This is a genomic window from Streptomyces sp. MGP-P1, assembly GCF_057766565.1.
Genome location: NZ_JBYMEM010000001.1, coordinates 1,559,135 through 1,583,348 on the forward strand (window position 1 = coordinate 1,559,135; position 24,214 = coordinate 1,583,348).

Here is a 24,214-nt window from a genome sequence, read left to right on the forward strand (position 1 = left end):
GCTTCTCAGGCCACGGGGTCCCGCTCGACCGGACAGCTCATGCAGCGCGGCCCGCCACGTCCCCGGCCCAGCTCGCTGCCCCGGATCTCGATCACTTCGATGCCCTGCCTGCGCAGATGGGTGTTGGTCGTGGCGTTGCGCTCGTAGGTGACGACGACCCCGGGCTCGACCGCGAGCACGTTGCAGCCGTCGTCCCACTGCTCGCGCTCGGCCGCGTGCACGTCCTGGGTGGCGGTGAGCACCCGGATGGAGTCGAGGCCGAGGGCGGCGGCGATGGCGCGGTGCATGTGCTCGGGCGGATGGTCGGTGACCTTCAGCTCGCGCGGGCCGCTGCCGGGCTCGATGGTGTACGAGCGGAGCATGCCGAGGCCGGCGTACTGGGTGAACGTGTCACCGTCGATCATCGTCATCACCGTGTCCAGGTGCATGAACGCCCGGGCCTTGGGCATGTCGAGCGCCACGATCGTGCGCGCCGAGCCGGCGTCGAAGAGGCCCCGGGCCAGCATCTCCACGGCCTGCGGCGTGGTCCGCTCGCTCATCCCGATGAGGACCGCTCCCTGCCCGATGACCAGGACGTCACCGCCCTCGATGGTGGAGGGGTAGTCGTCCTGACCCTCCGACCAGTGGTGGAAGGCCCCCGCCTCCGGGCCGGTGAAGAGGGGATGGTGCCGGTAGATCGCCTCGAAGTGGACGGTCTCGCGCTGCCTGGCAGGCCAGCGCATCGCGTTGATGGAGACCCCGTCGTAGATCCACGCCGAGGTGTCCCGGGTGAAGAGGTGGTTCGGCAGCGGGCCGAGCAGGAAGTCGTCCAGGTCCATCACGTGGAAGCGGACGGAGGTCGGCTCGCTGTGCCGCTCCAGGAACTCCCGCTTGGTCATGCCGCCGACCAGCGCCTCCGCCAGCTCCTCCGAGGACAGCTCCTCGAAGGCGGCCCGCAGAGGTTCGGTGGCGAGCGGACCGTACTCCTTCTCGTCGAAGACCCGGTCGAGCACGAGCCGCCGGGCGACCGGGATGTCGAGGGACTCCCGCAGGAGGTCGCCGAAGAGATGCACGGCGACCCCCCGGTCGCGCAGCACGTCGGCGAACCCGTCGTGCTCCTCCCGGGCGCGGCGCACCCACAGGACGTCGTCGAACAGGAGCGCGTCCTTGTTCCTGGGGGTGAGCCGCTTCAGCTCCAGATCGGGGCGGTGCAGTATGACGCGGCGCAGCCGCCCGGCTTCGGAGTCGACGTGGAATCCCATGCCTTCATCCTCACCGCGCGGAGCGCCGTTCACCCCGCGAATCGCCCACGGGTTGGACGGCTCTCAGAGCCGGGGGTCCACCGGCTCCGACTCCAGGGCCAGGACGGCGAACACCGCCTCGTGGACCCGCCACAGCGGCTCGCCCTCCGCCAGCCGGTCCAGGGCCTCCAGACCGAGCGCGTACTCCCGCAGCGCCAACGAGCGCTTGTGGCCCAGGAACCGGGAGCGCAGGCGCTCCAGATTCTCCGGACGGGTGTACTCGGGGCCGTAGATGATGCGGAGATACTCCCGGCCACGCACCTTGATGCCGGGCTGGACGAGCCGGCCCTCGGCGTCCCGGACGAGGGCGCCGAGCGGCTTGACGACCATGCCCTCGCCGCCCCGCCCGGTCATCTCCAGCCACCAGTCCACGCCCGCGCGCACGGAGGCCTCGTCCCCGGTGTCGACGACGAGCCGACGGGTGACCTGGAGCAGCCCCGTCGGGTCGTGCTCCACGAGCCGGTCCAGCCAGGCGAGCTGCTCGTCGTGCGGCACGGAGGCCAGGGAGCGGCCCTGGACGGCGAGGATCTGGAACGGCGCGAGCCGCACCCCGTCCAGCCCCTCGGTGGGCCAGCAGTAGCGCCGGTACGCCTCGGTGAACGCGGCCGCGTCCCTGGCGCGGGCACGCTGGTTCCCGGCGAGGCCCGTTACCTCGACGCCCCGGGCGACCGCCTGCTCCAGAGCGGCGACGGCCGACGGGAAGACCGCGCCGGACGCGGCGCCGACGGCGGCGTACTGCGAGCGCAGCAGCCCGCCGGCCTTGAGCGACCACGGCATCAGCTCGGCGTCCAGGAGCACCCAGTCGGTGTCCCACTCCTGCCAGAGCCCGGCGGCGGTGACGGCGGTGCGGAGCCGGTCCAGGACCGCCTCGGTCATCGCCGTGTCGTCCAGGAACGGGCGTCCGGTGCGGGTGTACAGCGCCCCGGTGGGGCCCGCCGTGCCGAAACGGGCAGTGGCGGCCCCGGCGTCCTTGCAGACCAGGACGACGGCCCGGGAGCCCATGTGCTTCTCCTCGCACACGACCCGCTCGACGCCGTCGCCGGCGTACTGCGCGAAGGCCTCGGCCGGGTGCTCCAGGAAACCGTCCTCGCGGGAGGTGGCGGTGGGCGCCATGGTGGGCGGGAGGTAGGCGAGGAGTTGCGGGTCGACGGCGAAACGGCTCATCACTTCGAGCGCGGCGGCGGCGTTCTCCTCGCGCACGGCGACACGGCCCAGGTGGCGGGTCTCCACGACCCGGCGGCCCTGGACGTCGGCGATGTCCAGCGGCCGGCCCTCCCGGCCCCCGGGCGCCTCGGTGGTCAGCGGCTTGACGGGCTCGTACCAGACCTTCTCGGCGGGTACGTCGACCAGTTCGCGCTCCGGCCAGCGCAGCGCGGTCATCTTCCCGCCGAAGACGGCCCCCGTGTCCAGGCAGATGGTGTTGTTGATCCAGGAGGTGGTGGGCACCGGGGTGTGGCCGTAGACCACGGTGGCGCGGCCCCGGTACTCCTCGGCCCACGGGTAGCGCACGGGCAGGCCGAACTCGTCGGTCTCCCCCGTCGTGTCCCCGTACAGCGCGTGCGAGCGGACCCGGCCGGAGGTGCGGCCGTGGTACTTCTCGGGCAGCCCGGCATGAGCGACCACCAGCTTGCCGTCGTCCAGGACGTAGTGGCTGACCAGCCCGTCGATGAACTTCCGCACCTGCCCCCGGAACTCGGGGTGTTCGGCGTCCTCGCGCTCCAGCTGCTCGACGGTCTCGGCGAGCCCGTGGGTGAGCTGGACCTTGCGGCCCGCGAGGTAGCGGCCGAGCTTGTTCTCGTGGTTGCCGGGGACGCACAGGGCGGTGCCCGCCGACACCATGGACATGACGCGGCGCAGCACGCCGGGGCTGTCGGGGCCCCGGTCGACGAGGTCCCCGACGAACACGGCCGTACGCCCTTCGGGGTGGGCGCCGTCCACGTAACCGAGCTTGCCGAGCAGGGTGTCCAGCTCGGAGCGGCAGCCGTGGATGTCCCCGATGATGTCGAACGGGCCGGTGAGGTGGCGCAGGTCGTTGTAGCGGCGCTCCAGGACCACCGTCGCGCTCTCGGCCTCCTCCTCGGTGCGCAGGACGTGCACCTTGCGGAAGCCCTCGCGCTCCAGGCCGCGCAGGGAACGCCGCAGCTCGCGGCGGTGTCGCTGGATGACATGGCGCGGCATGGAGGCGCGGTCCGGTCGGGCCGCGTTGCGGGCGGCGCAGACCTCTTCGGGAAGGTCGAGGACGATGGCGATGGGCAGGACGTCGTACTTCCGGGCCAGCTGGACGAGCTGCTTGCGGCTCTCGGACTGGACGCTGGTGGCGTCGATCACGGTGAGCCGCCCGGCCTCCAGGCGCTTGCCCGCGATGTAGTGCAGCACGTCGAAGGCCTCGCGGCTGGCGCTCTGGTCGTTCTCGTCGTCGGCGACCAGCCCCCGGCAGAAGTCCGAGGAGACGATCTCGGTCGGCTTGAAGTGCCTGTGGGCGAAGGTGGACTTGCCCGATCCGCTGGCGCCTATGAGGACGACGAGGGAGAGGTCGGTCACCGGCAGGACGCGCGCGGCGGTGGCGGTCGTGGCGGTTTCCGCGCCGGTGGCGGTGGCGGTGGCGAATTCTGTACCGGCGTCGCTGTGGTCGTTGTTCACGCGGCTTTCGCCTCCTTCGTCTTCGTCCCGGTCGTTCCGGTGGTCGTGGTGGGGTCGGTCCGGGTGAACACGGCCATCTGGGTCGGCGGACCCACCTCGGGGTCGTCCGGCCCGACCGGTACGTACCGGACGGCGTATCCGTGCCGCTCGGCGACCTTCCCGGCCCAGTCCCGGAATTCGGCCCGGGTCCACTCGAAACGGTGGTCCCCGTGCCGGACGTGCCCGGCCGGGAGGGTCTCCCAGCGGACGTTGTACTCGACGTTCGGCGTGGTCACGAGCACCGTCCCCGGTCGCGCCGCGCCGAACACCGCGTACTCCAGGGCGGGCAGCCGGTCCAGGTCCAGGTGCTCGATCACTTCACTGAGCACGGCGCCGTCGTATCCCACGAGCCGCTTGTCGGTGTAGGTGAGCGAACCCTGCCGCAGGGTGACCCGGTCCGCCCGGCGCTCTCCCATCCGGTCCAGCTTCAGCCGCCGCGAGGCGATGGTGAGGGCGCGCATCGAGACGTCGACGCCCACGATCTCGGTGAAGCGCACGTCCTTGAGGAGGGCCTGCACCAACTGGCCCTGGCCGCAGCCGAGGTCGAGCACCCGGCTCGCCCCGGCGGCGCGCAGCGCGTCGAGGATCGCGGTGCGCCGCTGTTCGGCGAGCGGGACCGGCTTCTCCTCGGTGTCGGTGCTCTCGTCCACCGCGTTGTCGACGCTGTCGACGTCGAGGTCCTCCGACTCGGCGAGCCGGACCAGCTCCAGGGCCTGGTCGGCCTGGCGCGTGAGCCCCCAGCGGTGGGAGAGATAGCGCCGCGTGATCAGCGGCCGCTCGGGGTGGTCGGCCAGCCAGCCCTCCCCCGCGCGCAGCAGCTTGTCCACCTCGTCGGGCGCGACCCAGTAGTGCTTGGCGTCGTCGAGCACCGGGAGCAGGACATAGAGCTGGCGCAGCGCGTCCGCGAGCCGCAACTCGCCCTCCAGCACCAGCCGTACGTAGCGGGAGTCGCCCCACGCGGGGAACTCCTCGTCCAGCGGTACGGCCGTGACGTCGACCCGCGACCAGCCGAGCGGCGCGAACAGCTTGCGCACCAACTCGGCGCCGCCCCTGGCGGGCAGGGCGGGCACCTCGATCCGCAGCGGCAACGGGCTCCCGGCCCGCTCGGGCATGGCCCGGCAGACGCCGCCGAGCGCGGACTTGAACACGGCGGCGAGAGCGACCGACAAGAGCGAGGACGCCGCGTAGGGGCGGTCGTTGACATACTGCGCGAGCGCCGCGTCGGGCGCACCGCCCCGGCCCTTGCCCTTGCCGCGCCGCACCAGCGCCACCGGATCCACCTCCAGCAGGAGCGCGGCCGTGCAGCGCTCGGCGGACGCCTCGGGGTAGAAGACGTGCGCGGAGCCGTGCGAGGTGGAGAACGCCTGCGCCTTGTCGGGATGCTTGTGCAGCAGAAAGCCCAGGTCCGTGGCGGGACGCTCTTGGGTGCCGGTCGTACCGATTGTCAGGAACACCTGTCCGAGTATGCTCGCCACCCCCTGCCCCCACCAGGCATTTTCGCTTCTCCCGCGTCGCGGCGATCTCCACGACGGTCCCAGAAACACCCGCTACTGCGGGCCTTGACTCTCCAGCCGCCCTTCCAGCTCCGAGATGAGGTCCGGCCCCACCCGGCAGCAGCCTCCGACGAGTCTGGCCCCGGCCCGCGTCCAGGCCCGCACCCGCCCCGGATCGAAGGTGCCGCGCCCGGTCCACCCCCGCGCCCCGGCGTCCCATCCCTCCCCGCTGTTCGGGTAGACCACGGCGGGCCTGCCCGTGACCGCCACCGCCTGCTCCACCGCCCCCTGTGCCTCCTGCGGATCGCAGCAGTTGATTCCGACCGCGAGGACGGAGTCCCGTCCCGCCGCCACCGCGAACGCCTCCTCCAGCGGCTGGCCGGCCCTGGTCCGGTCCCCCGCCACGCTGTACGAGAGCCAGTACGGCAGCCCGGTTTCCTCGGCGACCTGGACCAGGGCCTCGGCCTCGTCCAGGTCCGGCACCGTCTCCAGCGCCAGCGCGTCGGGCCCGGCGGCGGCCAGCGCCGCCACCCGGGGGCGGTGGAAGCGCTCCAGCTCCCGGACGCTCAGCCCGTAGCGGCCCCGGTACTCGCTGCCGTCCGCGAGCATCGCCCCGTAGGGTCCGACCGATGCGGCGACCCAGGTCTCCCGCCCGGGGTCGGCCCGGCGCGCCGCGTCGGCGGCGCCCCGGGCCAGCTCCACGCTACGGGCGAGCAGGGCCCCGGTTCCGGCCCGGTCCAGCCCGTACCGCCCGAACCCTTCGAAGGTGGCCTGATAGCTGGCCGTGATGAGCACGCGCGCGCCCGCCCGGAGGTAGGCGAGGTGAGCGGCCTCGATCTGTTCCGGCGCATCGGCCAGCAGTCGGGCCGACCACAGCGCGTCGGACAGATCGCAGCCCTGCGCCTCCAGTTGGTTGGAGAGCCCGCCGTCCAGCAGGACGGGCCCGGCCTCCAGCGCGTCGGCGAGCGTGCGGACGCCACTCACAGCCGCGGCCTCCTCCTCAGGTCAGGTCAGGTCAGGTCAGGTCAGGTCAGGTCAGGTCAGCTGGGACTGGATCTGCGAGGAGATCAGTTCCAGATGGTCCAGGTCCTCCAGATCGAGGACCTGGAGGTAGATCCTCGACGAGCCGATCGCCTCGAAGCTGCCGATCTTGTCGACCACCTCGGCGGGCGATCCCGCCAGCCCGTTCGCCTTGAGCTCCTCCACGTCCCGGCCGATGGCCGCCGCGCGTCGGGCCACCTCGGCGTCATCCTTGCCCGTGCAGACGATCAACGCGTTGGAGTACACGAGGTCGTCCGGAGAGCGCCCGTGCGCCTGCGCGGCGGCCCGGACCCGGCCGAACTGCTTCTCGCTGTCCTCCAGCGAGGCGAACGGGATGTTGAACTCGTCGGCGTACTGCGCGGCGAGCCGCGGGGTGCGCGTCGCACCGTGGCCGCCGATCAGGACGGGCACCTTGGCCTGGGCAGGCTTCGGCAGCGCGGGCGAATCGGTGAGCTGGTAATAGGTGCCGTCGTAGCTGAAGGTCTCGCCGACCTCCGTCGCCCACAGGCCCGTGATGATCGCGAGCTGCTCCTCCAGGCGGCCGAACTTCTCCTTCGGGAACGGAATGCCGTAGGCCTTGTGCTCCTCCTCGAACCAACCCGCACCCAGGCCCAGTTCGACCCGCCCGCCGGACATCTGGTCGACCTGGGCCACCTGGATGGCCAGCACTCCCGGCAGCCGGAACGTGCCGGCGGTCATCAGCGTGCCGAGCCGGATCCGCCGGGTCTCGCGCGCCAGTCCGGCCAGGGTGATCCAGGCGTCCGTCGGCCCGGGCAGACCGTCGCCGGACCCCATGCGGAGATAGTGGTCGGAGCGGTAGAAGGCGTCGAAGCCCAGGTCCTCGGCGGCCTTGGCGACGGTGAGCAAGGTGTCGTAGTCGGCCCCTTGCTGGGGCTCGGTGAAGATGCGAAGATCCATGCCCTCCATCCTGCCCCTCCGGCACCCGGTCCCGCCCACCGGCAAGGCCGGACCTCCCCCACATCTCCCCTTGTCCCGGCCCCCTGCCCGCGGCCCCCGCCTTTCCTGTTCCATGCCCCCTCGGGCCGTCGTCTCCCCTCGGGCATCGGCGTCGGCGCCCCCTCCCGCCGCTCCGCCGCCTCCCCCTCAGGGACCTGCCGCCGATGCCGCAGGTCCGCGTATACCGCCGTAGGGGCCGTCGCGCTCCCTCTCCCGCTCCGCCAGCCGCCTCAGCATTCCGTGCACACGCTCCAGTGATTCGTCCGCCGCGTCCATGGCCTCGATGCACTGCCAGTACAGACCGTCCTCGCCCGTGTCGCAGGCCACCCCGACCAGGGCGATCCCGGCCTCACTGAGCAACAGCGCGAGCCCGGCCAGGGACCGCCGCACATCGGCGATCTCGGACAACTGGGCCGCCCTGGCACCGCCGGAGAGCACCGTCGGGTGATCCAGCGCCGAGCATCCCGCGCCGATCTCCCCCAACGCCCGCGCCTCGCTCCGTAACTCCACCGGGCCGTACAGCGCGAGCCGACTGCCGACCGCCCGGGCGAGCGCCTGCGCCTGCCAGGCCTCCGCCATGACGTCCAGCGCGCCCCGGCTGCCCGCCAGAGCCCGCCGCCCCGCCTCGATGACTCGCTCCGCTTCCATGCCTCTCCCCCGTCCGTACGAAAACCCGCTCACCTCATTCATTACCCACAGTGAGGTAGACAGCACCGTAAGGCCAGAGGAAATCGGAAATCTGTGGACAGGAAGTCGACTGTGGATATCTCACTCACTCCGAAGAGTGACGATTGGGGGATTCCGGAGCGCTCGGCAGGGGGAAGCGCTTCTCGTTCCGCTCCAACTTGGCGACCAGCGCGGCCGTCGGATCGACGCCCAACACCGTGCAGAACTGCAGGAGATAGGCGAGCACGTCCGCCACCTCGTCGGCGACCCGGTGCGCCGCTTCGGGATTCTCCATGATCCCCGCCGACTGCTCGGGCGTCAGCCACTGGAAGATCTCCAGCAGTTCGGAGGCCTCGACGCTGAGCGCGGCCGCCAGGTTCTTCGGGGTGTGGTACTGCTCCCAGTCGCGCGCCGCAGCGAACGCGACCAGCCGTCGCTGGAGTTCTGCCACATCGATGTCTGTCACGGCCTCAGGTCTACCACCGGCCACCGACAGTGCCTCCCCGCGCGCCGACAGTGCCTCCCCGCGCGCCACCCCGCACGAGGGGCCGGGCGGCCCGGAGAGGGGACAGCGCGGCCGGGGGCGGCGGTCCGGTCCGGCTGCCGCCCCGACTGCCGCTTCCTACGACTGGGCGAGACCGGCGGGCGTGACCCCCTCGACCTCCATGCCGACCGGCGCGAGCAGGAAGACATTGCGGTCGACGCGGTGCATGCCGCTGCCGAGGCCGAAGACCACACCGCTGCTGAAGTCGAGAATCCGCTTCGCCACGTCCGTTTCCGCCGCTGTCAGGTCGAGCAGCACCGGAACCTGGGCGACCAGGTACTCGGCGACCTCGCGAGCGTCCGCGAAGACCTGCACCCGCAGCACCACGAGGCGCCGCTGTTCGGCCGCCCGCTCGTCCGGGACGGTGCGGTGGTCGATGCGGGACGGCCACTCGTCGCGGCCGCGCAGCGGTACGACCTGCGCGAGCCCTTCCCACTGCTCGTCGGTGGCGTCGTATCTGTCATACCTGTCGTACCTGCTCACAGGGCCACCCCGTCGTCGAGCCGGTCGGGTTCCCGCCGGCTGCACTCACTGTTCATCGGGCAATCCTCTCGCCCCTCACCCGTTCGGCGTACCAGCGACACGGCGAAGTCGCCGTCCGTGTCGCTTCCGGTACCCGACGGGCACTGGTTCATGACGCCCCCGCGCCCTGCGGTGCGGCGAGCCGCACCGTGTACAGATCCAGCCGACCGCGCCGGTCAGACCGTGACGACCTGGACCCCCGCCTCGCCGAACCGGTCCTTCGCCTCCGCGCCGATACGGGAGTCGGTGACCAGGACGTCGACCAGTCCGAGGTCGCAGACCCGGGCGAACGCCCGCTTGCCGATCTTCGACGAGTCCGCCGCCACCACCACCCGCTGGGCCCGCTCCGCGAGCAGCCGGTTGACGCTGGCCTCGCCCTCGTGGTGGACGTACGCACCGCGTTCGATGTCGATGGCGTTGACCCCGAGGACGGCGACGTCCAGGGTGATCTCGTTCATCACTCCGACGGCGAGCGGGCCCGTCAGCTCGTACGACTGAGGCCTCGCGACCCCGCCCGTCACGACCATCTTGATCTGCGGCCGGATCGTCAGCTCGCTGGCGATGTTGAGGGCGTTGGTCACCACGGTCAGCGTCGGCTGCCCGCCCGCCGCCGCCGTCTCGCCCACGATGTCCGGGCGCACCGCCAGTGCCCTGGCCACTTCGGTCACGGTCGTTCCCCCGGTCAGGCCGACGACCTCCCCGACGGCTACCAGCCCGGACACGGCGCGGCCGATGGCCTGCTTCTCCGGCGCGTGTCGGCCCGTCTTGTAGCGGAGCGCCAGTTCGTAGGAGACCCCGTGCGCGACCGCGCCGCCCCTGGTGCGGGTGAGCAGGTGCTGTTCGGCCAGCTGGTCGAGGTCGCGGCGGATGGTGGCGGCCGAGACGTCGAGCGCCGTCGCCGCCTCCTCGACGTCCACTCTGCCGTGCTTGCCGACCAGTTCCAGCAGCGCGTCCCACCGGGCGTCCCTGGACAAGAGCGTCTCCTCACCGTCCGGCGCGGGCACCGCGTTGCGCGGGAACGCGGTCGCCGGGGGGCCGGACCGCCGCAAGCGTCGCACAGGGCCTCCCCGCAGGGCCTCCCGGGAGTCTCCCACCCACCTGCGGCTTGCTTGTTTTTGCTCGATAACTGCATGTAACGTGCAGAATTCTACATCCGGGCTGGTCGGCCCGCTCAGCCCCGTTGCCGTGGTCCACCTCGTTCCCGTGGAGTGCAGACGTGTCGTATGCCGAGACCGAGACAGCCAGTCAGCCCGCCTGCTGGCGGCGCGCCGCCGCCTTGGCGGGCGGCCCCGAGACCGCCGCCCTGCCCGTCGCGGGCGAGCGGATCGCGGTCGTCGGCTGCGGTACCTCCTTCTACATGGCGCAGGCCTACGCGGGGCTCCGCGAGGGCTCCGGCCAGGGCGAGTCGGACGCCTTCGCCGCCTCCGAGTTCCCCTTCGGCCGCGGCTACGACCGCGTCGTCGCGCTGACCCGCTCGGGGACCACGACCGAGGTGCTGGAACTGCTGAACCGGCTGCGCGGGACCACCCGCACGGTGGCCGTCACGGCGGATCCCAGGACCCCGGTCAGGGCGGCGGCCGACGATCTCGTCGTCCTGGACTTCGCCGACGAACGGTCCGTCGTCCAGACGCGCTTCGCCACGACCGCCCTCACCCTGCTGCGGGCCCATCTCGGCCTGCACTCCGAGGCCGTGGTCACGGACGCGGAGACCGCGCTCGCCGCGCCGCTGCCCGACGGACTGCTGGAGAGCACCCAGTTCTCCTTCCTCGGCCGGGGGTGGACGGTCGGGCTGGCCCACGAGGCGGCGCTGAAGATGAAGGAGGCCTCGCTGTCCTGGACCGAGTCCTATCCCGCGATGGAGTACCGCCACGGCCCCATCAGCATCTCCACCGCGTCCACCACGACCTGGATGTTCGGTGAGGCTCCCGAGGGCCTGTCGGAGCAGGTGCGCGCGACGGGCGCCCAGTGGGTGGACGGCGCCCTCGACCCGCTGGCCGATCTCGTACGCGTACAGCGCCTCGCCCTCGCCCGTGCGGCGGCGCGGGGACTCGACCCGGACCTGCCGCGCCATCTGAGCCGTTCGGTGGTACTGGACGGGGCCTGAGGGACCATGGGCACATGCACCTGACCCCGTACGCCGCCCGGCAACTCCTCGCCGCCCCGGAACCGCAGGGGGGCATCGTCGGCTGGGCCACCGGACTGGTCGAGACGTTCGGCGGTCCCGGCGCGGGTGCGGCCATCGCGCTGGAGAACCTGTTCCCGCCGCTGCCCAGCGAGGTGATCCTGCCGCTGACCGGGTTCGCCGCCTCTCAGGGGGTGCTCAGCATCGCCTCGGCCCTGTTCTGGACGACGCTCGGCTCGGTCGTCGGCGCGGTGATCCTGTACGGGATCGGAGCCGTGTTCGGCCGGGAGCGGATGCACGCCTGGTGGGCGAAGCTCCCCCTGGTCAAGGCATCCGACCTGGTGCGGACGGAGGAGTGGTTCGCCCGGCACGGCACCAAGGCGGTGCTGCTGGGCCGCATGGTGCCGGTGTTCCGGAGTCTGATCTCGGTGCCCGCGGGCGTGGAGCGCATGCCGCTGCCGGTGTTCGTCGGGTTGACAACGGCGGGCAGCCTGGTGTGGAACACCGTGCTCGTGATGGCCGGATACTTGCTCGGCGACCAGTGGGACGTGGTAGGGACGTACGTCGGCGTCGTGACCAGGGTCGTGCTGGCGCTGGCCGCGGTCGCCCTGGTCGGTTACGTCGCGATGCGCGTCAGGGGCCGCAACCGCGAGCGGCCCTGACGGCCCTGACGGCCCTGATGGCCCTGACGGGCACGGCAAGGCACGCCGGGCCCGTGAGACACCCCGGCCGGGTGTCTCACGGGAGACGGCTCAGGACTCCTCGAAGTAGGCGTCCAGGACGGTGTCCAGCTCGGCCGGCCAGCCCTTGAGCTCGGCGCGGCTCGCCGCCTCGACCTCGGCGTTGAACCAGCGGCGGCTCGACAGATGGACGGTCACCGTGAACCGGCGGCCGAAGCGCGCCGGGGTGGTCTCCACCGCGCCGATCTCGTCCCAGTGGAAGTCGGCCTCCTGGTCGTCGAGCGTGAAGCGGACACCTTCCCGGGCCACCCGGATCGAACCTCGTCGGTCGCTGACCTCGAAGACGGGGCCGTCCTCGACGGCGTCGCCCTCCTTCTCGGCCTTGTCCTCCGGTGCGGCGTCGCCCGCCGCCGATTCCGGTTCCTGGTCGGCGTCGGTGCCGGCGTCCGCTGCCACCTCGTCGTCGCGGTCCGTCTTCTTCTCCGACTCCGACTCCGACTCTGGAGCAGCGTCCTCCGGACCGGCCTCCGATTCCGGTTCGGGCTTCCGGGCCGCGACGGGCGCCGCCAGTCCGGGCAGGGGGATGAACGCCGGGTCGGTGCCTGCGGCGAACTCGGGCTTCTTGTTCGAATCTATGCTGTGCTCCACGGCGGGCAGTATGGTCGACGAACCTGTACGTGACCAGTCGTCACGGCTCCGACACCGCTCAGAGCACGCCCTTGCGCCACTCCCGTACCAGCAGATAGCCGAGGTACGCGCCGCCGATCGCCATCGTGTAGATGCCGACCGGCAGGTCGTCGAAGAGCGCCAGCTGCTGGGAGCAGAGGTCCGCGAGCACCAGCAGCAGGCCGCCGGTGAGGGCGGAGAGCAGCAGGTGCGGGCCGGAGCCGCGGGTGAGGCGTTTGGCGATCTGGGGGGCGGTCAGGGCGATGAAGGCGATGGGGCCCGAGACGCTGACCGCGGCGGCCGAGAGGGCGATGGCCAGGACCACGGCGAGGGTCTTGGCCTTCTTCGGTTCGGAGCCGAGTCCCTCGGCGATGTCGTCGCCCATCTCGCCGATGTCGAGCCGCCGGGAGATCAGCGCGGTCAGCGGGGCCGCGGCGAGGAGGACCAGCCAGATGGTGGTGGCGTCGGTCCAGGAGCGAGCGGTGAGGCTGCCGTTGACGTAGGCGGTGAGGACGGAGGCCTTGTCGCGTTCCAGGGCGTAGACGACGTACTGGATGACGGCCGCGCCCATCGCGGCGACGCCGATCCCGGCGATGACGAGCCGGGCGGGGTTACGGAAACCGGTGCCGGTGGAGACGTACACGAGGGCCATCGCGAGGACCGCGCCGAGGAGCGCCCCGATGGCGACCGGGACCGTGTCGGGGAACATCAGGGCGCAGATCGCCGCGCCCGCGCCGGCCCCGGCGGAGAGCCCGATGACGTCCGGGCTGCCGAGCGGGTTGCGGGTGACGGACTGGAACAGGGCTCCGGAGAGGCCGAGCGCCGCGCCGACCCCGATGGCGACGGTGAGACGGGGCCCGCGCAGCCGGTTGAAGACGAACCGGTCCTTGCCCTCGGCGTCGCCGACGAGCGCGGCGGGCAGGTCGGCGAGGTCGATGCCGAGGCGCCCCCAGGCCAGCGTCGTGACGGCGGCCGCGAGGAGGAGGACGAAGAGCCCGGCGCCCGCGAACACGGAGGCCCGGCGCATGGGTATCGCCACGGTGCGGCCGACGACCAGATAGCCGCGGGGGGCCTTGGGAGTCTTGCGGACGGGGGCGGTCTGTTCGGTGACGGTCATGAGGTGCCCCGCATCCTGCGTACGGCGATGAGCAGCGCGGGTGCGCCGATGAAGGCGGTGACGACGCCGACCATGAGTTCGGTGGGGCGCATGACGACCCGGCCCACCACGTCCGCGAGGAGCAGGAGGGTGGGGCCGAGCAGGGCGGAGAAGAGGATCTGGGCGCGGAAGTCCACGCCGACCAGGGCCCGTACGACGTGCGGGACGGCGAGGCCGACGAAGGCGATCGGGCCGACGGCCGCGGTAGCGGCGGCGCTGAGCAGCGTGGCGGCGAGCAGTCCGCCGCCCCGGGTGCGCCCGGGGTGCGAGCCGAGCGCGACGGCGGTGGCGTCGCCCAGGGCCAGGGCGTTGAGGCCGGGGCCGAGGGCGAGGGCGAGCAGGAAACCGACGGCGGCGAAGGGCAGGACGGACCAGAAGACGTCGAAGTCCCTGCCGCCGAGCGCTCCCACGACCCAGTAGCGGTAGCTGTCGAAGACCTGCGGTTTGCTGAGGGTCACCGCCTGGATGAACGCCATGAGCACGGCGGTGAGCACGGCCCCGGCGAGCACCAGGCGCACCACGCTCGTCCCCGTACCGGCGGAGCCGATGACATGGACGAGGACGCCGGCGGCCAGCGCTCCGGGCAGCGCCCACCACATGGTGTCGGTGGCGCCGGAGGCCCCGAGCCAGGCGGTGGCGGCGACGATGCTCGCGGAGGCGCCGGCGTTGATGCCGAGGAGGCCCGGTTCGGCCAGCGGATTGCGCGAGACGCCCTGCATGAGGGTGCCCGCGACCGCGAGGCAGAGTCCGGCGAGGACGCCGAGGACGGTGCGCGGGTAGCGGCTCTCGATGATGACGGTGACGTTGGGGTCGGCGGTGCCTCCGAGGACGTCGACGACATCGCCGAGCGAGGTGCTGCGACTGCCGAACATGACGCTCGCGCAGAGCGCGAGGGCCAGCGCGGCCAGGCCGAGGAGCAGGAGGAACGCCAGCCGAGCGGCACCGGTACGGGAGGTACCGGCGCCGCTCGGCGGTGCGACCGTGGTGGTTGCCATGGGAGTGGAGTGTGCCTCGTCGGCTCGGCGGTACGGATACCGGTCCGCCTTGTGGGCTCGGCGGTCCGGATACCGGTCCGGGATTACTTGCCGGCGGTCTTGACGGCCTTGTCGATGATCGGCAGGTAGCGCTCGATCGTCCAGGGCACGGTCAGCGGGTTGATGATCGAGGAGGCGGTGACGAAGGAGTTGTCGTTGCTCGCGACGACGGCGCCCTTCTTGATCGCGGGGATCGCGCCGTAGAGCTTCTGGCCCTCGATCTCCTTGCGGTTCTTCTCGTCCGTGTAGAACGTGAAGACGAGGTCGCTGTCCTTGAGCTTCTCGGCGTTCTCCAGGCCGATGAGGGCCGAGTCGGTGCCGGGGGTCTCCTTGAAGCCGTTGACCACCGGGTCGACCTTCAGGCCGAGCGAGGTGACCATCTTGACGCGCTGCTCCTCGGGCTTGAAGACACCGAGGGTGCCGGGGCCGGAGTTGTAGATGTAGGAGAAGGTGACGTCCTTGTAGTTCGGCCGGGTGGCCGCGGCGTCGGCGAGCTGCTTCTCGATCTTCGTCTTGAGACCGTTCGTGTCCTCGGTCCGGCCGAGCGCCTTGCCGATGATGTCGATCTGCTGGTCCCAGTCGGTGCTCCACGCCTGGTCGGGGTAGGCGACCGTGGGGGCGATGTCCTTGAGGACGTCGTACTGCTTCTGCGTGATGCCCGACCAGGGGGCGAGGATGACGTCCGGCTCCAGCTCGGTGATCGCCTCGAAGTCGATCTCCTCGCCGCCCGTGAACTGCTTGGGCAGCTTGTCGCCGGAGTTCTTGACGGCCTCGTTGATCCAGGGGAGGTAGCCGGACTTGTCACTGCCCCAGGGGTAGCTCTCGATGCCGACCGGGGTCTGGCCGAGGGCTATCGCGGTCTCGGCGGAGCCCTGGCCGAGGGTGACGACGCGCTCGGGCTTCTCCTCGATCTTCGCGGTGCCGAGCGAGCTCTTGATCGAGACGGGGAAGGCGCCGCCGCCCTTCGCCGAGTCCTTCGCCCCGTCCTTGTCGCCGTCGCCGTCCGAGGAGCAGCCGACGAGGGCGACGGCGAGGGCGACGGTGGTGGCCGTCGCGGCGAGGGTGTGGCGGCGCACGCGGGTGAAGCCGAGCATGGAGGGTCCTCAGGTTGGCCGAGCAAGTGAAGGTTAGGCTAGCCTAAGCCAGAGAGGTCGACGCCTCAACCGGCCCCCTCCCGCAGCGCCGGCCGCGCGGCCCCGCAGCGGGGCCGTCGCGCCTCACATTCCTTCTCGGCGCCTCACCCCCGAGGTGCAGCGGATCCGTGGACTGGCCCCGGGGGCCGGACTGTTGGGCACCGGGACCGCCGACGGGGGCCCCCTCCGCCCACACGGCGGGACACGCTCCCCCCGTGTGCTGATCGTTATGGACCCACCCGGGACGGACAGGCCGCGCTCAGTGTCCGTGCTCGGCGGATTCCTCCTTCTCCGGCACGAGTTCCCCGGTCGCGGCTCCCCCGGCGTGCACGGTGAAGGCGGCCGTACGGACCTTCCCCTCGTGCCGGAAGTCGAGGAAGAGGCGGTAGGCCCCCCGGCTCGGGGCGGTCGCGGTGAAGGAGACCTCCGGCCCCGGCTTCGTCCGCCCGTCGCCCGGTTCGCCGTTCGGGTGCACGTGGAGGTAGGCCAGGTCCCCGGCGCGCAGCGCGACGAGGTGGCCGTACGCGCCGAGGTAGGGCTGGAGGTCGGTGACCGGCTTGCCGTCCTTCTCGACCTCCAGCTTCAGCTCGCTGCCCGCACCGGGGCGCAGCGCCCCGTCGAGCGTCACCTCGTACCCGTCGACGGTCACCGTCCGCTCCGCCTTCGGCAGCGCCTCGGGGCGCGCTTCGCCCGATACGGCGAGGTCCGCGCCCAGGGTGACGCCCTCGGCGTTCTTCCCCTCCGGGGTGAAGTCGGCGAAGACCCGGTAGCCGCCGGCCTCGGGGAGTTCGACGGGGGTGGACCAGGTGCCGTCGGCGGCCCGTTCGGGGTGCAGGTGCCGGTAGGTCGTGAGGTCGCTCGACGCCACGATCAGGTGCAGCTCCTTGCCGTGTTCGCGGCGGAACGCCGTCACCTTGCGGGAGGAGTCCTCGTCCACGACGGCGAAGCGTAGCTCGGCGGGCTCGCCGGCCTCCACGCGCGGGGTGTCGAGAGCGAGGGTGTAGCCCCCTTGGGAGATCTGCAGGCCACCGGGAAGCTCCGGGGCCTCACCCGCACTCTTCTCCGCCGCCCCCTTCTCCGCGGCCTCCTTCGCGCCGTGGCCGTCCTGGTGGGACGGCGCCTTTTCGGCGACAGCGGGATCCATGGCCCCGCCCGCGGCGTACGCCGACCCGAAGGTCGCCGCGAGCGCCGCGGCGAAGGCCGTGATCTTGAGACCGGTATGCATGGCCCACTCCCTCGTCAAGGTCGCCGGGTCGCGACCACTGACCACCCAAGATACCCCCTAGGGGTATCAAGTCAAACGGGAGGTGACCTTGTGGCGAGGGCACGAGGCAGGAAGAATCCCGCTCACCGGCTGGACCGCAGCGGATGGGAACGGGATTCCATGGGGACATTCGTCGCACTGATGGCAGGACTGGGCGGGTCAGCCGTGTGGTGTGCGGTGGTGCTGGTCCGGCGCGGGCGAAGCGGGCCCACCGAGAACGTGGACGGACTGCTGATCGAGCAGTCGGCCCGGCTGCGGGCACAGCAGATGAAGACCGACGGGCGCGCCTTCCGGGCCCACCCCCACGGGGAGCGCGGATCAGTACAGCGCCGTCACTGACCCTCGGGTCCCACCGCCGCCAGGGCGCGCAGCAAGGTGTCCGTCTGCTCGTCCATCGGGAAGAACGACTCCACCGCGAGTTCCGAGAGGGTCACGTCGGCGGGGGCGCCGAAGGTGGCGATCGTGCTGAAGAACGCCATGTCGCCGAGCGGCGTGCGGATGCGCAACGGGACGACGATGCCCGTCGGGTCCACCGGCCCGGGATCGGCGTCGAGGTCCGGCGGGGCCGGGTAGGCGGACACCTCCTCGTACAGCTCCCGCAGATCACGGTGGCCGGTGGTGTCGGCCTGGTGCCGCAGCCGGCCGAGTGCATGGGCGCGGACCTGGGCGAAGTTGAGGCACTGGGAGGCAAGGCCCTCCGGGTGGAGGATCAGCCGCATCACGTTGCCGCCGGACTCCGTCAGGTGCGGCGGCACGGTGCCGAGCAGGAGGGACATCGCGTCGTTGCGGTCGACGATGTTCCAGATCCGGTCGATCGCCGCGGCCGGGTACGGCTCGTGGCCGGCCAGCATCGCCCTGATCGCGGAGCGGACCATGGCCATCCGCCCGCTGTCGAGCGGCGACTCCCGGTACGCGGGGGCGTAACCGGCCGCCAGCAGCAGGCCGTTGCGGTCCCGCAGCGGGACGTCGAGGTGGTCGGCGAGCCGGAGGACCATCTCCCGGCTCGGCCGGGCACGGCCGGTCTCCACGCAGGAGAGGTGCCGGGTGGAGGAGTCCGCCCGCAGCGCCAGGTCGAGCTGGCTGAGCTTGCGGCGGCGGCGCCACTCCCGGAGCAACAGGCCTACCCTGGGCGGCTCTTCGGTCTCCATGACCTCACCGTATCCGTGGTCCGCCGTCCGCGCCTCCATGACCTGCGAGGTCATGGAGTGCGGGCCTCTGCGCGTGGCACGGTGTCACCGACCCCACCGGCCGAAGGAGATCTCAGATGACGTACGCCCTCACCCCCTCCGCGACGGTGGCTCCCGCACGGGACGCCGCCCGGTTCCTCCGTCTGGTGCTGCGCGTCGACAGTGTGAGCACTGCCGTGATGGGCGTCGTGCTCGTCGCGGCGGCCGTGCCGCTCGGCTCCGCGACCGGGATGCCCGTGGCCTTCGCCGTGGCGTTCGGAATCTTCCAGATCGGCGGGGCGGCCTCCCTCGCACTGATCGCGGGCTATCCGGTGATCCGCCCGCCCTGGCCAGGACCGTCGTCGCCGTGAACGCCCTGTGCGCGGTCGGCTGCGTGGTGACGGCCTTCGCCGACTTTGTGCCGCTCAACGGCTTCGGGGTGGTGTTCCTGCTGATCGGCGCCGTGATCGTGGCGGTCTACTCCGCGCTCCAGTACACGGGGCTGCGGCGGATGACGGCGGCGCCCTTGGCTCGGTAGGGCCCTGTCGTCGAACTGTCGGCGCCGCCCTCGACGCGGTAGGGCCCTGTCGTCGAACTGCCGGCGGCGCCCGCCCGGCAGACGGCAGCTCCCAGGGCCCGGCGTGGCGTCACCAGGGCCTTCCCGGCCGTCCCTAGCCTGACGGAAGGGGTTCCCGACGGCAGGACGGACGCACCTCATGGCACCACGCACCCACTGGCTCTTCGGGGACCAGCTCGGCCCCCACTTCCTGGACCCCCGCCACGACGGACCGGACGCGCACGCCCCCGTCCTGATGATCGAGGCCCGGTCCGTGCTGCGCCGACGCCGCTTCCACCGGGCCAAGGCCCACCTCGTCCTCTCCGCGATGCGGCACCGGGCGGCCGAACTGGGCGACCGCGTCCGCTACGTACAGACCGAGACGTACGCGGACGGCCTGGCGGAGGCGGGGTTCGGCGGACGCGGGAGCCGCCTGACGGTCTGCCACCCGACCTCCCGGGCGGCGCGGGGCTTCGTGACCGCCCGGGAGGAGGTCGACGTCCTCCCGGCCCGGGGCTTCCTGCTGCCGCATACGGAGTTCGGGGCGTGGGCGCACGAGCACACGGGCGACCGCCTGCGGATGGAGGGCTTCTACCGGTGGGTCCGCCGGCGCCACGAGCTGCTCATGGACGGCGACGAGCCTGCCGGGGGAACGTGGAACCTCGACCACGACAACCGCGAGCCGCCGCCCCGGGGCTGCTCGACCCTGGAGGTGCCCGCTCCGTACAGCCCGGCCGAGGACGAGATCGACGACGAGGTACGCCACGACCTCGACCGCTGGGAACGGGACGGGCAGGTCTCGTTCGTCGGCCGCGACGGCCCCCGCCGCTTCCCCGTCACCCGGCGGGAAGCGCTGGCCGCGCTCCGGCGCTTCGTCTCGCACCGCCTCGGCGACTTCGGCCGCTACGAGGACGCGATGCTCTCGGCCGACCCCGTGATGAGCCACAGCCTGTTGTCGGCCCCCCTCAACCTGGGACTCCTGGACCCTGCCGAATGCGTCGAGCGTGCCGAGAAGGCCTGGCGCGCGGGCGAGGCCCCGCTCAACAGCGTCGAGGGTTTCGTGCGCCAGATCGCCGGCTGGCGGGAGTACGTGTGGCAGCTCTACTGGCACTTCGGCGAGGACTACCGGGGCCGCAACGCGCTGCGACACACCGCCCCGCTGCCCGACTGGTTCCTCGACCTGGACGCGGAGGCGGTCACCGCGAACTGCCTGTCCACCGTGCTGGCCCAGGTCCGTGACACGGGCTGGACCCATCACATCCCGCGCCTGATGGTGCTGGGCAGCCGCGCCCTGCAGGACGGCTGGGACCCGGCCGCCGTGACCGACTGGTTCCACCGCTGCTTCGTGGACGGCTACGACTGGGTGATGCTCCCCAACGTGGTCGGCATGTCGCAGTACGCGGACGGCGGCCGGATGACGACCAAGCCGTACACCTCCGGCGGCGCCTACATCAACAGGATGAGCGACCTGTGCGCCCCCTGCGCCTACCGCCCCACCGACCGGACCGGCGAACACGCCTGCCCGTACACGGCGGGCTACTGGGCCTTCCTGCACCGCCACCGGACCGCCCTGAGCGCCAACCACCGCATGGCGAGGGCGGTCAAGGGCCTGGACCGGCTGAAGGACCTCGACGAGCTTCTGGAGGAGACCTCGGAGCGGGGGGACCGGGCACCTTGAGAAGTGCGGGAACGGACCCGGAGCGCGGCTCTCGGACCGTGAGCGCGCCCCGCGAGCTGCGTCCGGCATCGCCGCTTGTCACCTGGTTCGCCGCTCCTTGCCGGCACCCCGATGACGCCGATGGCCCTCGCTGAACGTGTCAGGGAGGGCCACCTCGTACAAGATCCGGATCAGGCGCTCAGCTCGCCGTTCCGGACAGCAGACACGAACGACGACCAGCCGTCAGCCGCGAACGCGAGCACCGGGCGGTGCGGGTTCTTGCTGTCGCGAACCGGAACAACCGGGGCGAAGCCGTCTGCAACCTCAAGGCATTGGCCGCCGTCCTGGTTGCTGTAGCTGCTCTTCCGCCAAGTGGCTGCGTTCAGATCACAGGCTCGCACGTGCTTCCTCCAGGATGCGCAGAATGAACTTCCGCGACTCGGCTGGTGAAAGAGCCAGGTCGCGCACCGAATCGTACGCACGTTGCAGCCGCTCAACCGGTACAGATTCCTCGATGAGTTCGCCCCTGTACCCGTTCTCGGCATACGCCACGGTACGCCCATCGGGCAGACGGAGGAACATGACATCGGCGTTAGTAAGGCCATGCAGACCCGCGCTGAACGGTGCCACCTGCAGTGTCACGTCCTCCCGCTCTCCGACCTCCAGCAGATACTCCAGCTGCGCCTCCCACTCCCTCCGGTCTCGCAGTGGGGTCCGCAACACTGCCTCGGACAGGATGGTCCGGAACTGCGGCACGTCCTCACCAGCGAGCAGCTCCCGCCGACCCATCCGAGCCTCGACCTGCTGGTCCAGCGCCTCGCCCCTGAGCCCACCCGACGCCAAGATTTCCCGCGCGTACCCCGGCGTCTGCAACAACCCCGGCAGCACGCTCACCGCGAAGTGCCACATGCTCACGGCCTCGGCCTCCAGCGCCATGTACCGCCGGTAGCGCTCCTTGAACTGGGTCTTGTCACTGACCGCCAACTCCCACAGCGCCAGCAGCAGCCCAGGCGTCCCGTAGTGCGTGTCCAGCGCCTGGACGACCTCCGGGCCGCCGACCGTCTCGCCCTTCTCCATCTTGCCGAACAGCGACCAGTCCCAGCCCAGCCGGTCGCCCAGTTGCCGCAGGCTGTGGCCGCGCGCCGTGCGCAGGAGGCGTAGCTCCTCCGCGAACCGGGCTCGTGGTTCCCTGCTGCGGCCCGTGACCGCTCGCCTCGTCGGCATCGCGCCCTCCGTGAAACGTGGAACGTGTGGAACTTGCGGATCCGGCCGGGGAAGCTCCCCCGGCTTCGGCAGGACTCCGCCCCTGACCAGGACATTCTCGTAACGAGTCCCTCACGCACGGTAGTTCACGACCTGCGGCCGGGGCACAGGTTCCGCGCGACAACCAGCCGAAAGAAGAGGCCCCACATGTCCTCCAAGCCGCCCCTCCCCCGCCGGACGCCCCAGCACAACTCCGCCACCACCGCCCACGTCCCGGTCCCGCCCGGCGGACTCCCTGGCGCGGCCAAGGTCCAAGAAGCCCTGGACGCCCGCGATGCCCTCGCCACCGTCCTGTCCCGGGCCGGCATCCAACTTCCCGCGATGGACGTCCGTACCCCGTGGGCCGACGCCCTCCGCGAAGACGGCACGCCCTCCCCGTACGGTGGCGGCGAGAACACCGACGACCCCGCGCCGCCGGCGACGGAGCGGTCCGGTGAGATCCGCTACGCCCTCGTCCACCTCGGCGTGTGCTCCGCGCCCGTGGCTCACGCCCTCGCGACGGCGATCACCAACGGGCTGGCCCGGTGACCGAGGACGGTGTCCCCGGGATCGGGGTGGCCGTCCACGACAGCGGGAGCGGCCGGGTCGGGCTGGTGACGGGCCGGAGCAACCCGTACGTGCTGCTCCGGCCGCTCGGCGGGGGCCGGGCGTGGGAAGCCGATCCAGCCCACCTACGACTGCTCAGCCGGGCCGAGTTCCTGAGCGCGCAGCTCGCCGAGGTCAACGCCCGCAGTCGGCACCCGCACCCCTTCTGACCTCGGCAGCCGCCACCGGCGCCACGTCAGCGGACCGAAAGGGCACACCCTCACTCCCCCGCGAAGTCCTCCGGCGCGGACCGGGCGAGGTCGGCGAGGGTCGCGAGGGACCGGGCGAGGGTTTCCCGGGCGGGTGACGCCAGGCCGAGGCGGATCGCCTGCGGGCCCCGGGGGCGACCCGCGGTAAACGCCGCTGCCGGGGTCACCGCGATGCCGTGCCGCGCGGCGGCGGCCACGAAGGTGTCGGCGCGCCAGGGGGCGGGCAGCTCCCACCAGCGGTAGTACGAGGAGGGGGCGCTGCGGGTGCGGAAGTCGCCGAGGTGCCGGTGGGCGATCTCCTGACGGGCCCCCGCCTCGCGCCGCTTGGCCCGTACGAGGATGTCGACGGCGCCGTCCGTCTGCCAGCGCGCCATCGCCTCCAGGGGGAACCGCATGGGTGTCCAGCCTCCGGAGCGCAGGGCCCCCGCGACCCTGCCCGCCATCGCCTCCGGGGCGACGGCGAAGCCGAGGGACAGCCCCGGGGAGAGCCGTTTGGAGAGGCTGTCGACGAGGACGGTCCGCTCGGCGGCCCGAGAGGCGAGGGGCGCCACGTCGTCCCGGAGGAAGGCCCAGACGGCGTCCTCGATCGCGTCGATCCCCGATGTCAGCAGCACCTCGGCCAACTGGTCGAGCCGCCGCTCAGGCATGGTGAGGGACAGCGGGTTGTGGAGAACCGGCTGCACGTAGACGGCGTGCAGCGGATCCGCGCGGTGCGCCTCCTTGACCGCCTCCGGGATCAGCCCGTCCCCGTCCATGGCCAGGGGCACGAGGACGACACCGAGCCGGGCGGCGATGGCCTTCAGCACCGGATAGGTGAACTCCTCGACGCCCAGCCGGGCGCCCGGCCGGGTCAGCGCGGCGACGGCGGCGGAGACGGCCTGGCGGCCGTTGCCCGCGAACAGGATCCGCTCCGGGCCGGGCCGCCACCGCCCGCGCGCGAGGAGATCGGCGGCGGCCTCGCGGGCGGCGGGCGTACCGGCGGGCCCGACCGGGCGGAGGAACGACTCCAGGCGGTCGGCGCGCACCAGCTTCTCCAGGCCGGCGGCGAGCAGCCCGGCCTGTTCGGGGACGACGGGGTGGTTGAGCTCCAGGTCGACCCGGCTGTCGGCGGGCTCGGAGAGGGCCGGGGCGGGGGCGGGAGCGCCGGGTGCCTCCGTGACGAACGTGCCGCGTCCGACCTGGCCGACCGTGAGGCCCCGGCGGGCCAGCTCCTGGTAGACGCGGGCGGCGGTGGAGTCGGCGATGGCATGGAGCCGGGCGAACTCCCGCTGCGGAGGCAGTCGTTCCCCACCCTTGAGCCGCCCAGCCGCGATCTCCTCCGTCACCTCGTCGGCGACGGACCGGAAGTCCTTCACGGGCTTCGCCTCCCTGGTGAGCGTTCGGCATCGGATCCCTGGCGAGCGGCAGTCAAGCATGGCATTGCACCGAGTGCAATGGCACCTATTGAACCGAGCAGAACGGCGACCCTAGACTCCGATTGCACCGGTCGCGGGGGGCCGGTGCACAGGGCGCCGGACCCGACCGGCGCCCCACGAACAGAG

The 24,214-nt window shown here is 71.9% G+C and carries 26 protein-coding genes; 8 read left to right on the plus strand and 18 right to left on the minus strand.

Annotation, left to right across the window (positions count from 1 at the left end; all coding sequences use genetic code 11):
- Positions 1 to 5: 5 nt before the first annotated feature.
- The 9 genes from AC3CH1_RS06865 to AC3CH1_RS06905 all read right to left on the minus strand — a co-directional run bounded on the left by AC3CH1_RS06865 (position 6) and on the right by AC3CH1_RS06905 (position 10,156).
- Entirely contained in the window at positions 6 to 1,241 is a 1,236-nt protein-coding gene (locus tag AC3CH1_RS06865) for an arginine deiminase (RefSeq protein ID WP_488462046.1), read from the minus strand.
- A 63-nt stretch (positions 1,242 to 1,304) separates the two neighbouring features.
- On the minus strand, positions 1,305 to 3,920 hold the full coding sequence (locus AC3CH1_RS06870; protein WP_488462047.1) for a polynucleotide kinase-phosphatase: 2,616 nt from the start codon (positions 3,918 to 3,920) through the stop codon (positions 1,305 to 1,307).
- Positions 3,917 to 5,413 (minus strand): 3' terminal RNA ribose 2'-O-methyltransferase Hen1, encoded by a 1,497-nt coding sequence (locus AC3CH1_RS06875; protein ID WP_488462048.1) that lies wholly within the window; start codon positions 5,411 to 5,413, stop codon positions 3,917 to 3,919. Before AC3CH1_RS06875 ends, AC3CH1_RS06870 begins: the two co-directional genes overlap by 4 nt.
- Positions 5,414 to 5,506: 93 nt before the next feature.
- Complete coding sequence (gene mmuM, locus AC3CH1_RS06880) at positions 5,507 to 6,436, minus strand: homocysteine S-methyltransferase (protein WP_488462049.1); 930 nt, start codon at positions 6,434 to 6,436, stop codon at positions 5,507 to 5,509.
- 51 nt (positions 6,437 to 6,487) lie between these two features.
- Positions 6,488 to 7,411 carry an LLM class F420-dependent oxidoreductase gene (locus AC3CH1_RS06885; RefSeq protein WP_488462050.1) on the minus strand — a complete coding sequence of 308 codons (924 nt, stop codon included), beginning with the start codon at positions 7,409 to 7,411 and terminating at the stop codon, positions 6,488 to 6,490.
- Positions 7,412 to 7,597: 186 nt separating this feature from the next.
- Positions 7,598 to 8,098, minus strand: coding sequence for a DUF6099 family protein (locus tag AC3CH1_RS06890; protein WP_018957008.1), 501 nt, complete (start codon positions 8,096 to 8,098; stop codon positions 7,598 to 7,600).
- 124 nt (positions 8,099 to 8,222) lie between these two features.
- Entirely contained in the window at positions 8,223 to 8,582 is a 360-nt protein-coding gene (locus AC3CH1_RS06895; RefSeq protein WP_488462051.1) for a nucleotide pyrophosphohydrolase, read from the minus strand.
- A 156-nt stretch (positions 8,583 to 8,738) separates the two neighbouring features.
- Complete coding sequence (locus AC3CH1_RS06900; RefSeq protein ID WP_006128240.1) at positions 8,739 to 9,143, minus strand: cell division protein SepF; 405 nt, start codon at positions 9,141 to 9,143, stop codon at positions 8,739 to 8,741.
- 215 nt (positions 9,144 to 9,358) lie between these two features.
- Positions 9,359 to 10,156 carry a DeoR/GlpR family DNA-binding transcription regulator gene (locus AC3CH1_RS06905; protein ID WP_488462052.1) on the minus strand — a complete coding sequence of 266 codons (798 nt, stop codon included), beginning with the start codon at positions 10,154 to 10,156 and terminating at the stop codon, positions 9,359 to 9,361.
- Positions 10,157 to 10,398: 242 nt separating this feature from the next.
- Between AC3CH1_RS06905 and AC3CH1_RS06910 the strand changes: the two genes are divergently transcribed.
- Together AC3CH1_RS06910 and AC3CH1_RS06915 are read left to right on the plus strand one after the other, a co-directional pair.
- Positions 10,399 to 11,286 (plus strand): SIS domain-containing protein, encoded by an 888-nt coding sequence (locus AC3CH1_RS06910; RefSeq protein ID WP_488462053.1) that lies wholly within the window; start codon positions 10,399 to 10,401, stop codon positions 11,284 to 11,286.
- A 14-nt stretch (positions 11,287 to 11,300) separates the two neighbouring features.
- The gene (locus tag AC3CH1_RS06915) at positions 11,301 to 11,966 is read left to right on the plus strand and encodes a DedA family protein (RefSeq protein ID WP_488462054.1); all 666 of its coding nucleotides are present in this window, start codon (positions 11,301 to 11,303) and stop codon (positions 11,964 to 11,966) included.
- Positions 11,967 to 12,056: 90 nt separating this feature from the next.
- On the opposite strand, the gene AC3CH1_RS06920 is transcribed toward AC3CH1_RS06915, so the two are convergent.
- The 5 genes from AC3CH1_RS06920 to AC3CH1_RS06940 form a co-directional block, all read right to left on the minus strand.
- Positions 12,057 to 12,632 carry a hypothetical protein gene (locus AC3CH1_RS06920; RefSeq protein WP_488462055.1) on the minus strand — a complete coding sequence of 192 codons (576 nt, stop codon included), beginning with the start codon at positions 12,630 to 12,632 and terminating at the stop codon, positions 12,057 to 12,059.
- Positions 12,633 to 12,690: 58 nt separating this feature from the next.
- Positions 12,691 to 13,767: a FecCD family ABC transporter permease gene (locus AC3CH1_RS06925; RefSeq protein WP_488462056.1), complete on the minus strand. Its 1,077-nt coding sequence runs from the start codon at positions 13,765 to 13,767 to the stop codon at positions 12,691 to 12,693.
- Positions 13,764 to 14,801, minus strand: coding sequence for a FecCD family ABC transporter permease (locus AC3CH1_RS06930; RefSeq protein ID WP_488462057.1), 1,038 nt, complete (start codon positions 14,799 to 14,801; stop codon positions 13,764 to 13,766). Before AC3CH1_RS06930 ends, AC3CH1_RS06925 begins: the two co-directional genes overlap by 4 nt.
- An 83-nt stretch (positions 14,802 to 14,884) precedes the next feature.
- The gene (locus AC3CH1_RS06935) at positions 14,885 to 15,934 is read right to left on the minus strand and encodes an iron-siderophore ABC transporter substrate-binding protein (RefSeq protein ID WP_488462058.1); all 1,050 of its coding nucleotides are present in this window, start codon (positions 15,932 to 15,934) and stop codon (positions 14,885 to 14,887) included.
- A 298-nt stretch (positions 15,935 to 16,232) separates the two neighbouring features.
- Entirely contained in the window at positions 16,233 to 17,198 is a 966-nt protein-coding gene (locus AC3CH1_RS06940) for a hypothetical protein (RefSeq protein ID WP_488462059.1), read from the minus strand.
- Between the two features lie 159 nt (positions 17,199 to 17,357).
- Here AC3CH1_RS06940 and AC3CH1_RS06945 point away from each other — a divergent pair, with 159 nt between their 5' ends.
- Positions 17,358 to 17,576 carry a hypothetical protein gene (locus AC3CH1_RS06945; RefSeq protein ID WP_488462060.1) on the plus strand — a complete coding sequence of 73 codons (219 nt, stop codon included), beginning with the start codon at positions 17,358 to 17,360 and terminating at the stop codon, positions 17,574 to 17,576.
- Here AC3CH1_RS06945 and AC3CH1_RS06950 read toward each other — a convergent pair.
- Positions 17,570 to 18,385 (minus strand): helix-turn-helix transcriptional regulator, encoded by an 816-nt coding sequence (locus tag AC3CH1_RS06950; protein WP_488462168.1) that lies wholly within the window; start codon positions 18,383 to 18,385, stop codon positions 17,570 to 17,572. The genes AC3CH1_RS06945 and AC3CH1_RS06950 overlap by 7 nt on opposite strands.
- 116 nt (positions 18,386 to 18,501) lie before the next feature.
- Here AC3CH1_RS06950 and AC3CH1_RS06955 point away from each other — a divergent pair, with 116 nt between their 5' ends.
- The 3 genes from AC3CH1_RS06955 to AC3CH1_RS06965 all read left to right on the plus strand — a co-directional run bounded on the left by AC3CH1_RS06955 (position 18,502) and on the right by AC3CH1_RS06965 (position 20,637).
- A complete protein-coding gene (locus tag AC3CH1_RS06955) occupies positions 18,502 to 18,774 on the plus strand; it encodes a hypothetical protein (protein WP_488462061.1) in 273 nt (90 codons plus the stop codon).
- A complete protein-coding gene (locus tag AC3CH1_RS06960) occupies positions 18,771 to 18,941 on the plus strand; it encodes a hypothetical protein (protein ID WP_488462062.1) in 171 nt (56 codons plus the stop codon). Before AC3CH1_RS06955 ends, AC3CH1_RS06960 begins: the two co-directional genes overlap by 4 nt.
- 178 nt (positions 18,942 to 19,119) lie before the next feature.
- Entirely contained in the window at positions 19,120 to 20,637 is a 1,518-nt protein-coding gene (locus AC3CH1_RS06965) for a cryptochrome/photolyase family protein (protein WP_488462063.1), read from the plus strand.
- Positions 20,638 to 20,807: 170 nt separating this feature from the next.
- Here AC3CH1_RS06965 and AC3CH1_RS06970 read toward each other — a convergent pair whose 3' ends face one another.
- Positions 20,808 to 21,017, minus strand: a complete 210-nt coding sequence (locus tag AC3CH1_RS06970; protein WP_488462064.1) for a DUF397 domain-containing protein — start codon at positions 21,015 to 21,017, stop codon at positions 20,808 to 20,810.
- Positions 21,004 to 21,840 carry a helix-turn-helix domain-containing protein gene (locus tag AC3CH1_RS06975; RefSeq protein ID WP_488462065.1) on the minus strand — a complete coding sequence of 279 codons (837 nt, stop codon included), beginning with the start codon at positions 21,838 to 21,840 and terminating at the stop codon, positions 21,004 to 21,006. The genes AC3CH1_RS06970 and AC3CH1_RS06975 overlap by 14 nt, the downstream gene beginning before the upstream one ends.
- A gap of 186 nt (positions 21,841 to 22,026) precedes the next feature.
- On the opposite strand from AC3CH1_RS06975, the gene AC3CH1_RS06980 reads away from it, so the two are divergent.
- A complete protein-coding gene (locus AC3CH1_RS06980; protein ID WP_488462066.1) occupies positions 22,027 to 22,407 on the plus strand; it encodes a hypothetical protein in 381 nt (126 codons plus the stop codon).
- Complete coding sequence (locus tag AC3CH1_RS06985; RefSeq protein ID WP_018957022.1) at positions 22,404 to 22,634, plus strand: hypothetical protein; 231 nt, start codon at positions 22,404 to 22,406, stop codon at positions 22,632 to 22,634. The genes AC3CH1_RS06980 and AC3CH1_RS06985 overlap by 4 nt, the downstream gene beginning before the upstream one ends.
- Positions 22,635 to 22,684: 50 nt before the next feature.
- Here the strand turns inward: AC3CH1_RS06985 and AC3CH1_RS06990 are convergent, their stop codons facing one another.
- Positions 22,685 to 24,028 (minus strand): aminotransferase-like domain-containing protein, encoded by a 1,344-nt coding sequence (locus tag AC3CH1_RS06990; RefSeq protein ID WP_488462067.1) that lies wholly within the window; start codon positions 24,026 to 24,028, stop codon positions 22,685 to 22,687.
- Between the last annotated feature and the right edge of the window lie 186 nt (positions 24,029 to 24,214).

What these genes read in the sequence shown, in the direction of transcription:
- AC3CH1_RS06975 (WP_488462065.1), bottom strand. Translation starts at nt 21,840, where the DNA reads ATGCCGACGAGGCGAGCGGTCACGGGCCGCAGCAGGGAACCACGAGCC.
- AC3CH1_RS06885 (WP_488462050.1), bottom strand. Translation starts at nt 7,411, where the DNA reads ATGGATCTTCGCATCTTCACCGAGCCCCAGCAAGGGGCCGACTACGAC.
- AC3CH1_RS06980 (WP_488462066.1), top strand. Translation starts at nt 22,027, where the DNA reads ATGTCCTCCAAGCCGCCCCTCCCCCGCCGGACGCCCCAGCACAACTCC.
- AC3CH1_RS06935 (WP_488462058.1), bottom strand. Translation starts at nt 15,934, where the DNA reads ATGCTCGGCTTCACCCGCGTGCGCCGCCACACCCTCGCCGCGACGGCC.
- AC3CH1_RS06930 (WP_488462057.1), bottom strand. Translation starts at nt 14,801, where the DNA reads ATGGCAACCACCACGGTCGCACCGCCGAGCGGCGCCGGTACCTCCCGT.
- AC3CH1_RS06955 (WP_488462061.1), top strand. Translation starts at nt 18,502, where the DNA reads ATGACGTACGCCCTCACCCCCTCCGCGACGGTGGCTCCCGCACGGGAC.
- AC3CH1_RS06865 (WP_488462046.1), bottom strand. Translation starts at nt 1,241, where the DNA reads ATGGGATTCCACGTCGACTCCGAAGCCGGGCGGCTGCGCCGCGTCATA.
- AC3CH1_RS06965 (WP_488462063.1), top strand. Translation starts at nt 19,120, where the DNA reads ATGGCACCACGCACCCACTGGCTCTTCGGGGACCAGCTCGGCCCCCAC.
- AC3CH1_RS06950 (WP_488462168.1), bottom strand. Translation starts at nt 18,385, where the DNA reads ATGGAGACCGAAGAGCCGCCCAGGGTAGGCCTGTTGCTCCGGGAGTGG.
- AC3CH1_RS06915 (WP_488462054.1), top strand. Translation starts at nt 11,301, where the DNA reads ATGCACCTGACCCCGTACGCCGCCCGGCAACTCCTCGCCGCCCCGGAA.
- AC3CH1_RS06890 (WP_018957008.1), bottom strand. Translation starts at nt 8,098, where the DNA reads ATGGAAGCGGAGCGAGTCATCGAGGCGGGGCGGCGGGCTCTGGCGGGC.
- AC3CH1_RS06925 (WP_488462056.1), bottom strand. Translation starts at nt 13,767, where the DNA reads ATGACCGTCACCGAACAGACCGCCCCCGTCCGCAAGACTCCCAAGGCC.
- AC3CH1_RS06945 (WP_488462060.1), top strand. Translation starts at nt 17,358, where the DNA reads ATGGGGACATTCGTCGCACTGATGGCAGGACTGGGCGGGTCAGCCGTG.
- AC3CH1_RS06940 (WP_488462059.1), bottom strand. Translation starts at nt 17,198, where the DNA reads ATGCATACCGGTCTCAAGATCACGGCCTTCGCCGCGGCGCTCGCGGCG.